Genomic DNA, 13,887 nt, shown 5'->3' on the forward strand with positions numbered 1-13,887 from the left:
CATGAACGCCGTCCTGAAGTCCGTTCGCGCCGCGACGTGGTGGATCACCTCCGTCATGGGTGATCACGACTACGAGCGTTTCGTCGAGCACCGGAACCGGGTCCATCCCGGGCATCCGGTGCCGTCCGAGCGCGAGTACTGGAAGGCACGTCATGCGGAGGCGGACGCGAATCCGGGCGCACGCTGCTGCTGAGATCATGACGGGGTGACGTCGCCGCGCTGGACCCTCGACACCTCCGAGCTGCCGTACTCCGCTCCGTACGACACGGGGTGGATGCGGTGGTTCCTGGCGGGTCACGCGGTTCCGGGCATGGAGACCTTCACGGACGGCGTCTACCGCCGGGCTCTGCGCCTCGATCACGGCCCCGCCGTAGTCACCTGCCGGTTCGTCCCGGGTGACGGCGGCGCGGGAGTCGTCCGGGTGGAGACGCGAGCCCGGGACGAGTCGGACGTCCCCACCGCGCTGTCCCGAGTGCGGCGGGTACTGGCCCTGGACGTCGACGCGGCTCCCGTCGACGCTGCGCTCGCGGCAGATCCTGCGCTCGCCGCGTCGGTGGCCGCGGCCCCGGGGATCCGCGTTCCCGGGGCGTTCGATGCCGCGGAGGTGCTTCTTCGCACGATGATCGGTCAGCAGATCTCGCTCGGTGCCGCGGCCACGCACACCGCCCGGCTCGTCGCGGCCCTCGGAGATCCTGTGGGCGACGACGAGGGCGAAGCCGACCACGGCATCACTCGTCTGTTCCCCACACCCGAGGCCGTGGCCACACACGGCACCGAGATCCTCACCGGTCCGGCGCGGCGGGTCGCCGCGATCGCGTCGACGGCCGACGCTCTGGCATCGGGCGCCGTGGACGTGCGCCACGACGGCGACGCGGCCACCCAGGAGCGTGCACTGCTGGCACTGCGCGGTGTCGGCCCGTGGACCGCCCGCTACGTGTCGATGCGGTTGCTGGGCGACCCCGACGTGCTGCTCGACACCGATCTGGTGGTCCGGCAGGGCGCGGCCCTCCTCGACATCGATCTGTCGGACACCGCCCACTGGTCACCGTGGCGGTCCTACGCCTCCATGCACCTGTGGCGTACTGCCCTTCTCGCCCGCGGGCTCACCATCGGGTAGTCCCTCCGTCGCCATGCGTGCGGAATCGGCTTCCCGGGTACAGTCACAGCGCGTTCGACTCTGCGTTCGCCGCATCATCGTCAGACGAGAGGACACACGTGAGCGAGAACGCGCCCACCACTTCCGCAGGCTCCGCGTCGGGCCGTGATCGCAGCGACCTGTTCGGCGCCGGCGGACTCTGGCTGGCCAAGTGGTCGGCCGTGCTCCTCGTCGTCTCGGCAGCGCTGTGGATCGCCGGCTGGCTGGTCGGCCAGCTGTGGGTGATCATGCTCCCGGTTCTGCTGGCACTGGTGGTCGCGACGGTGCTCTGGCCGCCCACCAGGCTGCTGCGCCGCATCGGCTTTCCGCCCGCGCTCGCCGCGTTGACCACACTCCTCGGCTTCCTCGCGGTACTCGCCGGTGTGGTCGCGTTCATCGTCCCCTCCGTCATCAGCCAGGCTCCCGATCTCGCAGACAGCGCCACCCTCGGCGTCTCGCAGGTCCAGGAGTGGCTCGAGGGTCCGCCCATCAATCTGGACGACGAGCAGATCGACAGCGCCGTCGAAGCCATCGTCACGCAGCTGCAGGACAGCGGCACGGCGATCGCCTCGGGCGTCTTCGCCGGCGTCGCCACCGCCGGGTCGATCCTGGTCACGCTCGGTCTGGTGCTCGTCCTGAGCTTCTTCTTCATCAAAGACGGCCCGCGCTTCCTCCCCTGGCTGCACGGACTGGCCGGACGCAAGGCCGGTGGTCATCTCGCCGAGGTACTCCGACGGGTGTGGGACACCCTGGGTGGCTTCATCCGTACCCAGGCCATCGTCAGCGCGATCGACGCGATCTTCATCGGCATCGGCCTGGTGATCCTCGGCGTGCCGCTGACCCCGGTGCTGATGACGCTCACCTTCCTCGGTGGCTTCATCCCCATCGTGGGTGCCTTCGTCGCCGGTGCCCTCGCCGTCCTGGTCGCGCTGGTGGCCAACGGGTTCACCACCGCGGTCATCGTCCTGGCGATCATCCTGGCCGTGCAGCAGATCGAAGGCAATGTCCTGCAGCCGATCCTGCAGAGCAAGTCGATGAACCTGCATGCCGCGATCGTGCTGCTGGCCGTCACCGCCGGCGGTTCCATCTTCGGCATCATCGGGGCGTTCCTCGCGGTCCCGGTCGCTGCGGCCACCGCGGTGCTGCTGCGCTACATCAACGAGCAGATCGAACTTCGGTCCGACGAGGATCCCGGCGCGAACGACATCGCCGAACGCATCCACGACGATCTCGGCACACCCGGTGACGACGCGCCCGTCGTCGTCCACGACGAGAAGACCCGATACGCGCCGGCGCCCTCGGACCAGTCCGACGACGTGGCACCGACTCCGATCGACGTCGACACGCACGAGGACGACGAGAAGAAGGACGACTGAGCGGTCACACTCCCGCGTGCACTCGTACCGTGGATCCGTGACGTTCGCGGATCACCTCGAGGCGTGAGGGGACCCGGTCACGGATCTCGTCGACGTGACTGACGATGCCCACCGTGCGCCCACCGGACCGGAGTTCGTCGAGGACTCCCATGACGGCGTCCAGTGATCCCGAGTCGAGGCTTCCGAACCCCTCGTCGATGAACATCGTGTCCAGGGTGATGCCGCCCGCCTCGGCCGCGACGACGTCGGCGAGACCCAACGCGAGCGCGAGCGACGCGCAGAACGCCTCGCCGCCCGACAGGGTGCCCGCCGACCGGACCACCCCGGTGTAGTCGTCGCGTACGTCGAGACCCAGCCCGCCGCGGGTGCCTCGGGGGCCCACGTCGTCGGAGTGCACGAACTCGAACCGGCCCTGCGACATCAACCGGAAGCGCACGGATGCCGCAGTGGCGACGTCCTCGAGCCTCGCGGCCAGCACGTAGGACCGCAGCGACATCCGGCGCGCGTTGGCGCCCTTGCCGGCCACCACCTCCGCCAGCTGCTCGAGTTCCGCGTGCTCGAGGTGGGCAGGTCCCAGACGGTCCGCAGCGGCCCACAGTTGGGCGACGAGGTCCTCGAGCATGCGTAGCCGACTGTCGGCGTCTCCGGCCGAGGCGATGGCCTCGTCCAGCAACCCCCGCAGTCGGATCTCCTCCGCATCGACGGCAGCGGTGTCGACGGTCTCCCCCACCATCGCCTCCGCCACGTCCGGCTCCGCGAGCACGGCCGCAGCCGCGGAGCGCTGCTTCTCGGCGTCGAGAACGGCGTTCTCCAGCACCGCGCACCGGGCCCTGTCACGGACCGCCGCCAGAGCGTCGGTGACCTCGGTGAATCCGTGCTCGCGCGCGCACTCCACCAGGTCGGTCTCGAGCCGCATCACCGCCTGATCGGCCGAGTCGGCGTCGCGGCGAGCATCGCGCCACGCCACCGCGGCTGCGATGGCCGCGTCGAGTGCGGCACGCCGTTCCGCAACGGTGGACGTCGTCCCCACGGCGGCCGTGATGCGCGCGGTGGCCTCCGCGATCCGAGTCTCCAGCGCCTCCGTCCGCCCGCGAGTGACGCCCAGTTCGGCCGTGATCGCGTCGGTCCGCACCCGCAGACCGGCGGTCTCCTCGTCCAGCGCCGCCAACGCGGAGTCGATCGCCGCGAGACGGTCCGCGGCACGCCGCGCCTCCGCCAGTGCCGTCGTGGCCGCGTCCAGTTCGGCCGCGAGTTCCGCTGCGGTGCGATCCGCGCACCGGGTCGCGAGCTCGTCCACACGCTGTCGGCAGCGCTGCACCGCGGCGTCCGCCGTGGTGCGTTCCGCCTCGGCTGCACCGACCCGCTGTCCCGCGCGGTTCTCGTCGTCCCGGGACACCCGCCCCGCGGTCGGAGATGCGGGCGCCGGATGTTCCGTCGCGCCGCAGACTCCGCAGGGGGCGCCGTCCTCGAGTCCCGCCGCGAGCTCCGCGGACATCCCCTCGAGACGGCGTTCCCGCAGGTCCAACCATTCGGTGCGCAGATCGTCGTAGCGGGTCCGGGCACGCTCGGCCGTCGTGACGGCCGCAGCAAGGCGCTCGGACTCGCGGGCCCACTCGACGTGTGCGCGTGCCGCGTCCTCGGCGCCGTGATGCCGCGCCTCCAGGCCGGCGAGACCCGCACGAGCCGCGACGGCTACTCGATGCTCGGCGTCCAGTGCCGCGCGCTCCGCAGGTACCGCGTCGAGACGTACCCGTACCGCCCGCAGGTCCGTCTCCAGACCGCGCACCCGGGCGACGGCGCGTTCCCGATCGGCCACCGCCGTCCTTCGATCGGACTCGTCGCCCGCGACACTGTCCAGCACCGCGCACTCGCCGCTCCACCGGTGCACCGCGGCATCGAGCACCTCCGCATCGGCAGGACGGGGCGGCCAAGACAACGTCCCGACCAGCACGGAGGCCTCGGTCTCGGCAGCCGCCCGCTCCCGGCGCCGCATCGTCGCGGCGGCGGCGGCCGCGCGCTGACGGTGCTGGTCGAGGGTGACGGCGCGATCGCGCACCGGCAGCGCCCGACGCGCACGGTCCAGCTCAGCGATCTGCTGCGCGCGCTCGGCGTCGCCGTCCGCCAGCACCGTGAGTCGCGCTGCTGCCGCGGCCCCCCGTTCGCGTGCCTCCCGGCGGCGGTGCGCGATCCGAGCGTGCTCACGAGACGCGGCGTGCTCGGCGCGCGCTGCCCGCAGATGCTCTGTGCGCACACGGGCCAGCTCTCGGGCACCGCCCAGAAGATCGGTCCCCCACTCCACCACGTCGGTGCCCGTGAAGAGGTCCACGCCGGCGGCGGTGGCCACCTGGGCAGCCAGTCTGTCGACGGACTCCGATCGCCCGGCGAGACGCTCCGCGCTGGCGCGACGCTGATCCTGGAACCACGTCTCGATGTCGCGGAACCGATCGGTGTCGAACAACTGCTCGAGCAGCGCACCCCGTTCTTCGTTGCGCGCCCGCAGGAACCGCGCGAAGTCCCCCTGCGGCAGCAGGACGACCTGGAAGAACTGGTCCACCCGCATGCCGAGCAGGCGCTCGACCTCGAGCGCGATCTCGTCGATGCGCGTCAGGTTCTCGCCCCGGCCGTCGTGCCACGTCAGCGTCGCCTTGGCGTTCTGTTTCGTGGTTCCCACCCCGCGCCGCTTGGGGCGCAGGAACTCCGGCTGCCGGACGATGGTGAGGCGGCGGCCACCCAACGTCGCGTCGAGTTCGACGCGCGGAACCACACCCGGCGCAGCGTGATCCGACAACAGGCGTCGACTCTCTCGGCGCGAGCCGGGGAGAACGCCGTAGAGAGCGAAGGCGATGGCGTCGAGAACGGACGTCTTTCCCGCTCCGGTGGGGCCGTGCAGGAGGAAGAGGCCGTCGGCCCCGAGATCGTCGAAGTCGACGTCGACCGTGCCGCCGAACGGCCCGAACGCGGTGACCGACAACGCATGCAGTCTCACGCCGAGCGCACCCACTCGTGCTCGACGGGCGATGCGGACGTCGAATCCCGTTGACCCGTGACGTTCTCGACCGCACGATCGAGCAGCTCGACCTCGGACGACGAGGGCGCGCTCCGCACGTCCGCGAGAAAGCTGGTGAGCACCTCACGGTCCGACCTACCCTGCACCTTCTCGCGATAGCTCCCGGAATCGACACCGGCCGGGCGCTTCCACTCGAGGTGCACCGCGTGGGGAAAACGCTCCTGCAGACGGCGCATCGCGTCGACGGGCCGCACCGCATCGGTGAGCACAGCGGAGACGTAATGCTCTGTCGCGGAGTCGAACCGGTTCTCCGTGCAGAGCTCCTCGAGCGTTCCCTCCAGGACGGACAGGCCCCGCACCACCGGCAGATCGACGCGCGTGACGACGCGGCCACCCGAGCCGTCGATGTCGACGAGCCACGCAGCCTTGCGATGCGAACGCTCGCCGAACGAGTACGGCAGCGGCGATCCCGAGTACCGGATGTGGTCGTCGATGGTCTGCGGAGAGTGCAGGTGGCCCAGCGCGACGTAGTCGATACCGCCGAAGATCGAGGCCGGCACGGTCTCGACGCCACCGACGGAGATCGAACGCTCGGAACCCGTACCCTCGCCGCCGATCACGAAGGCATGAGCCAGCACCACCGAGCGGACCGACAAGTGCCGCGTCGCCAGATCGGCCGCGATGCGGCCCATCGCCGCCTGCAGCACCGCGGCGTGCGAACGAACGCCGGGTACCCCGAGCTCGGCGCGGGTGGCGTCCGGCTCGAGGTACGGAATGCCGTAGAACGCCACGTCACCGTGCTCGTCCGCCAGCACGACCGGTCGGTCGACGGCGTCGACGGTGGTGAACAGATGCAGACCGCCGGCAGCGGAGAACGCCGACCCGGCACCGAGCCGGGCGGGCGAGTCGTGATTGCCCGATGTGGCGACGATGACGGCCCCCGCGTCACGGATGGCCTCGAATGCCTTGTTGCACAGCCGGACCGCGTCCGCATTGGGCACCGCACGGTCGTAGATGTCCCCGGGGACAACGACGACGTCCACACTCTGTTCTCGGACGACGGTGGCGAGAGCCTCCAGAGCACGACGCTGATCGGCCAGCAGGTCGACACCGTGGAAGGTGCGCCCGATGTGCCAGTCCGAGGTGTGCAGGATTCTCATGTCGCCGACGCTAACGGAGACCTACGACAAAGACGCTCGGGCCGAAGGTGTGTCGGTACCCCGGTTCATAGTGAGCCTCATGACCGCCCTCACTGCCGTGACCACTCTCGTCACCCTTCTCGTCGGCCTGGGGTTGGGCTGGTGGTTGCGGGCCGCACGCGGCGACGTCGAACTCGCCCGTGCGGGTGAGCGGCTCGCGGTCTCCGCGGACAACGAGGAGATGCTGCGGCGGTCGTTGTCGCTGCTCAACGAGGACTCCGCGCGGCGCCACTCCGGCGCCATCGGTCAACAGGTCTCCCACCTGGTCGACCCGCTGCGGGAGGCGGTCGACGCACTCGAGGAACACCTACGGCTCGTCGAGCGCGACCGTGTTCACGCGTACGCGGGACTGACCGAGCAGGTCGCCGGGATGCACCGCGCCTCGCGGCAGTTGGCGTCGCAGACGGACCAGCTCGTCACCGCGCTGCGGGCGCCACAGATTCGTGGCCGGTGGGGCGAGATCCAGCTCGAGCGGGTCGTGGAGCTGGCCGGCATGACGCGCCACTGCGACTTCGACACCCAGGTCGCCGCACCCGGCGTGCGCCCCGATCTGGTGGTCAAGCTCGCCGGTGGCAAGCGCATCGTCGTCGACGCCAAGGTTCCGCTGGTCGCCTTCCTCGACGCGAGCGCCGAGCAGGATCCCGAGACCATCGATCGGCATCTCGAACGCCACGCCAAGCACCTGCGCACACACGTCGACCAGCTCGCCGACAAGAAGTACTGGCACGCGTTCGACCCGTCGCCGGAATTCGTCGTCCTCTTCGTTCCGGGCGATCCGTTCCTCGATGCCGCGCTGACGCGCGACCGCGGCCTGCTCGAACACGCCTTCTCCCGGAACGTGGTGCTCGCCACCCCGACCACTCTCATCGCCCTCCTGCGGACCGTCGCCTACACGTGGAAACAGGACGCACTGGCCGAGGACGCCGCTCGCGTGCGCGTGCTGGGCCGTGAGCTGTACGAGCGCCTCGGCACGGTCGGAGCCCACGTGGATCGCTTGGGATCACAGCTGGGCAAGGCCGTGGACTCGTTCAACGCGGCGGCGGGATCGTTGGACGCCCGGGTCTTCGTCACAGCACGCAAGCTGCACGAGATGTCCCTCTTCGACGGCGAACCGCCGCAGGTCACGAGTGTGGACCAGCGGCCACGAACCATGACCACGACTGCGATGGAGGGCACCTCGTCGACGTGTCGCGGGCATGCCGACGACGCAAGTCGTTGAATCAACGCTAACCTCGCTGTGTGTCTTCCCCCCAACGCGCACGCTCGGGAGTGCCTCTCGACCAGCGCTCCGCTGTGCCGTCGGTACCCGGAATCCCCGCATGGGGCGCCGTCGCGGTGGCAGTGGGCGCAGCCGTCCTGGGCTTTCTCGTCGATGCCATGCGTGGCGACGAGCTGGGATCGACGTTCGCCGTCCTGTACGTGCTCGGTGCACTCATCGCCGTCGTCGCGGTCCGCCATCGTGGACTCTTCACCGCCATGGTGCAGCCGCCGCTCATCATGTTCCTCGGCGTCCCCATCGCATACCAGATCCTCACCGACGGAGCGGGCACCTCGATCAAGGACATCGTCCTGACCGTCGCCGTGCCGCTCGTCGATCGCTTTCCGCTCATGGCGCTGACCACGCTGTTGGTCCTCGGCGTCGGTGGCGCCCGGCTCGCGCTCGATCGTCGCCCCACTCCGGTCCGGAAGCCGGCGCGCACAGCGCGACCGGCCGCGGCAGCGCGTGACGCCGCACCCCGACGGTCGCGCTCCGAACGTCCCGCCACTCGCGAGACGGCGGGACGGGCGGAGGAACGCCGCAGGACCCGCCAGGAACCGCGGACGGACGCACCCGACGCTCGACACGACCGCACCCGGCGTGCACGGCCCGCCGCACCGCAACCGCGCGAGGAGTCACGCGCTGCTCGGCCCGCCCCGCGCGCCTACGAGGGCCAGGTCACGGCTTCCGACAACAGTCGCCCACGGGAAGCTCGCCCCCGGTACGAACCCACGCCGTACGAACCCCGGCGAACCGGTGCGGAGAATCTGTCGCCGTACCCCGCACCACGGGTGCGCTACCGCGACCGGGACTGATCTCCCGGCCGCGGTCGGCTCACACCCGGCTGGTGGTCCGCAGCTCGCGAGGAAGCGCGAAGACCAGCGTCTCGTTGGCCGTCGTCACCGACTTCACGTCGCCGAAGCCATGTGTCTCGAGCAGGTCCAGCACTCCACGCACCAGCACCTCCGGCACGGATGCGCCGGACGTGATGCCCACCGTGCGGACGCCCTCGAGCCAGGCGAGATCGATGTTCTTGGCGTAGTCGACCAGGTAGCTCGCGCGCGCGCCCGCAGCGAGGGCGACCTCGACCAGACGGACGGAGTTCGACGAGTTCGTCGACCCGACCACGATCACGAGATCGCATTCGGGCGCCATCGCCTTGACGGCGACCTGACGGTTCTGGGTGGCGTAGCAGATGTCGTCGCTGGGCGGATCCTGCAGGTTGGGGAACTTCTCCCGCAGTCGCGCGACAGTCGTCATGGTCTCGTCGACACTCAACGTGGTCTGCGACAACCAGATGACGCGGTTCTCGTCCCGGACGGTGACGGCGTCGACGGAATCCGGCCCGTCCACGACCTGCACGTGGTCCGGGGCCTCGCCCGCGGTGCCCTCGACCTCCTCGTGACCCTCGTGGCCGATGAGCAGGATGTCGAAGTCGTCGCGAGCGAACCGCTTGGCCTCCTGGTGCACCTTCGTCACCAGTGGGCACGTCGCGTCGATGGTGCGCAGGTTCTTGGCGGCCGCGGACTCGTGGACCGCCGGTGATACACCGTGCGCGGAGAACACGAGCAGTGCGCCGTCCGGCACCTCGTCGGTCTCGTCCACGAAGATGACGCCCTGATCGGACAGCGTCTCCACCACGTGGCGGTTGTGCACGATCTCCTTGCGCACGTAGATCGGGGCGCCGTGCTTCTCGAGCGCCTTCTCGACCGTCTCCACCGCTCGATCCACACCGGCGCAGTACCCGCGCGGCTCGGCGAGCAGAACGCGCAGCGGGCCGTCGTAGACCTCACCGGTGACCGCCGGCCGGGCGATACCCAGCTCGAGCGGGATGGCGGAGGAGGTGGTGGAGGACGAGGACACCGGAAGAGCCGAAGACATACCACGAGGATACGGGTAGTCGGGTGGGCGTCGCTTCCCGCGCACGTCGACTGGGAAAAATGCGCGACGTGGGGCACTCTGTGAGACATGATCCGTCCACCCTTCGCCGCCCGCGTCGCGCTCGGAATCGCCGTGACCGTCGTCGAGGAGGCTCGGCGTCTCCCCACCACCGCCATCTCCCTGCCGATGACCGCCGTGAGCGAGGTCCTCCAGACCGCGATGCGTCTGCAACAGACCGTCACCGAGCTGGCCATCAAGGGCGACCAGGTGTTCTCCCTGATCGGCTCACGCCCGGTCGAGACCGCGGAGTGGGCGACCTTCGACGACGACGCGGACGTCGCACCCGCGCGGTACACGCAGGTGCCGCTGTCCACCGAGCCCGAGCCGGTCGGTGACCCGGCCGGAGAGATCGACGTGCCGGAGCCCGGTGCGCCCGCAGGGCGGTTCGCCCTCTACTCGACCCCGCCGTCGGAGATCGAGACGACCGAACCCGTTCCGGCCCCGGCTCTCGCGACCGCGCCGACCGCGACTCCCGAGATCGTGGAGTACCTCGACTACGACGCCCTGACGCTGGCTCAGTTGCGTGCCCGTCTGCGGTCGCTGTCGGTCGAGGACCTCACGTCACTTCTCGAGTACGAGACGTCGGCCTCGGACCGCGCGCCGTACCGGACCATGCTCGAGAACCGCATCACCACCGCCCGAGCGAAGTGATTCTCGGACCACGATGACCACGGCCGCCACCAGCACCGCCGAGAACCCGCTCCCCGTCCGCACGGTCGCGACGAAGGTCGCCGGGTGGATCGATCGCCTCGGCAGCGTGTGGGTCGAGGGCCAGATCACGCAGATCTCGGTGCGTGCGGGAACGCGCACGGCGTTCCTGACGCTCCGCGACCCGTCCGCCGACATGTCGCTGTCGGTGACGTGCTCACCGATGCTCATCCAGAACTCTCCCGTGCCGTTGACCGAGGGCGCTCGCGTCATCCTCTACGGCAAGCTCAGTTTCTTCACCGGTCGCGGCACACTGTCGTTGCGCGCCGCGGAGATTCGAGCGGTGGGAGTCGGCGAGCTGCTCGCCCGCATCGAGCGCCTGCGCGGTCTTCTCGCGGCCGAGGGACTCTTCGATCCGCGACTCAAGCGGCCGCTCCCCTTCCTGCCCCGCGTCGTCGGGCTCGTCACCGCACGCGCCAGTGCTGCCGAACGCGACGTGCTCAGCGTCGCGGAACGGCGGTGGCCGGCGGTGCGCTTCGAGGTACGCAACACTCCCGTGCAGGGCCCGTCGGCGGTGCCCGGCATCCTGCGCGCGCTGGCCGAGCTGGACGAGGACCCCACGGTCGACGTGGTGATACTCGCCCGTGGCGGCGGCAGTGTCGAGGATCTGCTGCCGTTCTCCGACGAGGCGCTCTGCCGCGCGATCTCCCGTGCGACGACGCCCATAGTGAGCGCCATCGGACACGAACCGGACAGTCCACTCAGCGATCACGTGGCGGATCTTCGTGCGGCCACCCCCACCGATGCCGCCAAGCTCGTCGTGCCCGACGCCGTGGCCGAACGGGAACTGGTCGCCGAGCTGCGGAGCCGCAGCGCCGCAGCGCTCCGCAGTTGGGTGCAGCGCGAGGCGCGCGCACTGGACGCCCTGCGGCACCGGCCCGTGCTGGCCGATCCCCTCTCCGCGGTCGCCCGCCGCGAGGAGGAGATCGCCGAGATGCGCCGCGTCGTCCGCCGCGACGTGGAGCGCGCGGTGTCGCGAGAGGCGACGACGGTGGAGCACATGCGCGCGCGTCTGACCACGCTCGGACCGGCGGCGACTCTGGCGAGGGGCTACTCGGTGGTGCAGCGCATGGTCCCCGGATCCGACCCCGAGGTGCTCCGGTCGGTCGACGACGCCGCGCCGGGTACGCAGCTCCGGGTCCGCGTCGCGGACGGCGTGGTCACGGCCGTCACGATGGGTCGCAGTTCCGCCACCTGACTCCGCCGCTGTCGGACTCTCGAGGCAGCATGGGGACTCATGAACGAGACACCGATCGCCGAGCTGGGCTACGAGGACGCGCGCGACGAGTTGGTCGACGTGGTCAAGCTGCTCGAGCAGGGCGGCCTGGATCTCGATGCCTCACTGGCGCTGTGGGAGCGCGGCGAAGCACTGGCGACGCACTGCGAGCAGCACCTGGCCGGCGCGCGCACGCGCATCGAGAAGGCGCTGGCCCGCGACGAGGAGTGAGCGAGCGCGTCAGCGCTTGTCGAGTACCGGAGCCGTCGCCGTGGCGGATGCCAGCGCGACGAACTCCTCCTGCGACCCGGAACCGGTGAGCATCGCGCGGGTGTCGCCGAGATCGGCCACCCAGTACGGTTCCGTGTCGTCGTTGCCGTAGACCACCCAGTTCAGCCCGGCGATGGCCTCCGCGCCGCCGGCGGACACCCGTGATCCCTCGGTCTTCGAGCGGACCAGCTCGTCCTCGGAGGCGTCGCTCTGGGTGAGCGAGAGGAAATTGCCGTTCTCGGTGACGAAGCCGACGGTGCTGGACTGGAACTCCGAGCCCGAGACAGGGCCACGGTTCGCCGAGTTCGGGATCCACTGATCGGGCACGTCGGGACTGCGCACCGGGAAGGTCAGCGCATTCGCGTCCGCCTGCAGGGACGCCCCCAGATCGATGCGAGGAACCTCACCCGCCTCGGGGCCGCCCACACGCAACGAACACTGACCGGCGATGGCCGCGATCACCAGGCATGCGAGAAGAAGCGGGATCAGGGACCAGGCCATGTCCTTGTTGTTCTGCAGGTACCTGGGTTTCTTGTCGGCCACCTCTCCAGTATCGCACCGAGCGCGCGGGGGCTCGCCATCCGCGCAGCTCCGCGCTTCCCCCGGCAGGCCGGGGCCGTGCGACTAGTGCGACAATCACGCCGAGTCTTTTTCGCCCGAGTCGATGTTCATTCCGTGCGGACGACGCCCGTCAGTCGGGCTGCGAACCGCGCCATGTGCAAGGAGGCACAGCCCCATGACGGCCAACACCGACGTTCCCACGCAGATGGCGCCGGATCGAAACCTCGCGCTCGAACTCGTCCGCGTCACCGAGGCCGGGGCGCTCGCGTCCGGGCGCTGGGTCGGCCGCGGCGACAAGGAGGGTGGCGACGGCGCTGCCGTGGACGCCATGCGCCAGCTGGTGAGCTCGGTGTCGATGCGCGGCGTCGTGGTCATCGGAGAGGGCGAGAAGGACGAGGCGCCCATGCTCTACAACGGCGAGCAGGTGGGCAACGGCAACGGTCCCGAGGTCGACTTCGCCGTCGATCCCGTCGACGGCACGACGCTGATGGCCAAGGGCATGCCCAACGCGATCTCCGTGCTCGCGGTGGCCGAGCGCGGTGCGATGTTCGATCCGTCGGCCGTGTTCTACATGGAGAAGATCGCCGTCGGCCCCGACTACGCCGATGCCATCGACATCACCGCTCCGGTCGCCGAGAACATCGCCCGGATCGCGAAGATCAAGAAGGGGTCGTCCTCGGACGTCACCGTGTGTGTGCTCGACCGTCCCCGCCACACCGAGCTGATGCAGCAGATCCGCGACACCGGTGCCCGCATCCGGTTGATCTCGGACGGTGACGTCGCCGGCGCCATCGCGGCCGCCCGCCCCGATTCGGGCACCGACATCCTGATCGGCACCGGCGGCACGCCCGAGGGCATCATCGCCGCGGCGGCCATGCGCTGCATGGGGGGAGCACTGCAGGGCCGGCTCGCCCCGACGGACGACGACGAGCGCCAGAAGGCCGTCGACGCAGGCCACGACCTCGATCGCATCCTGAACACCAATGATCTGGTCGCCGGGGAGAACGTCTTCTTCACCGCGACCGGCGTCACCGACGGCGATCTGCTGCGCGGAGTGCGCTACTCCGGCGGCGGTGCCCACACGCAGTCCATCGTCATGCGCTCCAAGTCGGGCACCGTGCGGATGATCGACGCGTACCACCAGCTGAACAAACTGCGGGAGTATTCGTCCGTGGACTTCGACGGGGACACCTCCGGCGCCGTCCCGTCCTTCTGA

Annotated in this window: 13 protein-coding genes; 9 read left to right on the top strand and 4 right to left on the bottom strand. The window is 70.1% G+C overall.

What is annotated here, in order from left to right:
• Position 1 precedes the first annotated feature (1 nt).
• The 3 genes from HQ308_RS07680 (at position 2) to HQ308_RS07690 (ending at position 2,511) form a co-directional block, all read left to right on the top strand.
• On the top strand, positions 2-193 hold the full coding sequence (locus HQ308_RS07680; RefSeq protein WP_051612930.1) for a YbdD/YjiX family protein: 192 nt from the start codon (positions 2-4) through the stop codon (positions 191-193).
• Between the two features lie 12 nt (positions 194-205).
• The gene (locus HQ308_RS07685) at positions 206-1,117 is read left to right on the top strand and encodes an AlkA N-terminal domain-containing protein (protein WP_308115715.1); all 912 of its coding nucleotides are present in this window, start codon (positions 206-208) and stop codon (positions 1,115-1,117) included.
• 98 nt (positions 1,118-1,215) lie between these two features.
• Complete coding sequence (locus tag HQ308_RS07690) at positions 1,216-2,511, top strand: AI-2E family transporter (RefSeq protein WP_082544615.1); 1,296 nt, start codon at positions 1,216-1,218, stop codon at positions 2,509-2,511.
• A 4-nt stretch (positions 2,512-2,515) separates the two neighbouring features.
• Here the strand turns inward: HQ308_RS07690 and HQ308_RS07695 are convergent, their stop codons facing one another.
• Positions 2,516-5,497: an AAA family ATPase gene (locus HQ308_RS07695; protein WP_222646069.1), complete on the bottom strand. Its 2,982-nt coding sequence runs from the start codon at positions 5,495-5,497 to the stop codon at positions 2,516-2,518.
• Positions 5,494-6,678, bottom strand: a complete 1,185-nt coding sequence (locus HQ308_RS07700) for an exonuclease SbcCD subunit D (protein WP_222646070.1) — start codon at positions 6,676-6,678, stop codon at positions 5,494-5,496. Before HQ308_RS07700 ends, HQ308_RS07695 begins: the two co-directional genes overlap by 4 nt.
• A gap of 79 nt (positions 6,679-6,757) precedes the next feature.
• On the opposite strand from HQ308_RS07700, the gene HQ308_RS07705 reads away from it, so the two are divergent.
• Together HQ308_RS07705 and HQ308_RS07710 are read left to right on the top strand one after the other, a co-directional pair.
• Entirely contained in the window at positions 6,758-7,936 is a 1,179-nt protein-coding gene (locus HQ308_RS07705; RefSeq protein ID WP_222646071.1) for a DNA recombination protein RmuC, read from the top strand.
• A 20-nt stretch (positions 7,937-7,956) separates the two neighbouring features.
• The gene (locus HQ308_RS07710; RefSeq protein WP_261775844.1) at positions 7,957-8,790 is read left to right on the top strand and encodes a DUF6542 domain-containing protein; all 834 of its coding nucleotides are present in this window, start codon (positions 7,957-7,959) and stop codon (positions 8,788-8,790) included.
• A 19-nt stretch (positions 8,791-8,809) separates the two neighbouring features.
• On the opposite strand, the gene HQ308_RS07715 is transcribed toward HQ308_RS07710, so the two are convergent.
• Positions 8,810-9,856 carry a 4-hydroxy-3-methylbut-2-enyl diphosphate reductase gene (locus HQ308_RS07715; RefSeq protein ID WP_222646072.1) on the bottom strand — a complete coding sequence of 349 codons (1,047 nt, stop codon included), beginning with the start codon at positions 9,854-9,856 and terminating at the stop codon, positions 8,810-8,812.
• A gap of 87 nt (positions 9,857-9,943) precedes the next feature.
• Here HQ308_RS07715 and HQ308_RS07720 point away from each other — a divergent pair, with 87 nt between their 5' ends.
• The 3 genes from HQ308_RS07720 to HQ308_RS07730 are packed head-to-tail and all read left to right on the top strand — an operon-like array spanning position 9,944 to position 12,071.
• Positions 9,944-10,567: a lipid droplet-associated protein gene (locus tag HQ308_RS07720; protein WP_027503920.1), complete on the top strand. Its 624-nt coding sequence runs from the start codon at positions 9,944-9,946 to the stop codon at positions 10,565-10,567.
• Between the two features lie 13 nt (positions 10,568-10,580).
• Positions 10,581-11,822, top strand: a complete 1,242-nt coding sequence (xseA, locus tag HQ308_RS07725; RefSeq protein ID WP_222646073.1) for an exodeoxyribonuclease VII large subunit — start codon at positions 10,581-10,583, stop codon at positions 11,820-11,822.
• A gap of 39 nt (positions 11,823-11,861) precedes the next feature.
• Positions 11,862-12,071 (top strand): exodeoxyribonuclease VII small subunit, encoded by a 210-nt coding sequence (locus HQ308_RS07730; RefSeq protein ID WP_027503922.1) that lies wholly within the window; start codon positions 11,862-11,864, stop codon positions 12,069-12,071.
• Between the two features lie 9 nt (positions 12,072-12,080).
• Here the strand turns inward: HQ308_RS07730 and HQ308_RS07735 are convergent, their stop codons facing one another.
• A complete protein-coding gene (locus tag HQ308_RS07735) occupies positions 12,081-12,653 on the bottom strand; it encodes a DUF4245 domain-containing protein (RefSeq protein WP_027503923.1) in 573 nt (190 codons plus the stop codon).
• Positions 12,654-12,846: 193 nt separating this feature from the next.
• Here HQ308_RS07735 and glpX point away from each other — a divergent pair, with 193 nt between their 5' ends.
• Positions 12,847-13,887 carry a class II fructose-bisphosphatase gene (gene glpX, locus HQ308_RS07740; RefSeq protein WP_027503924.1) on the top strand — a complete coding sequence of 347 codons (1,041 nt, stop codon included), beginning with the start codon at positions 12,847-12,849 and terminating at the stop codon, positions 13,885-13,887.

The sequence above is a fragment of the Rhodococcus sp. BP-241 genome (assembly GCF_019836145.1).
GTDB lineage: Bacteria > Actinomycetota > Actinomycetes > Mycobacteriales > Mycobacteriaceae > Rhodococcoides.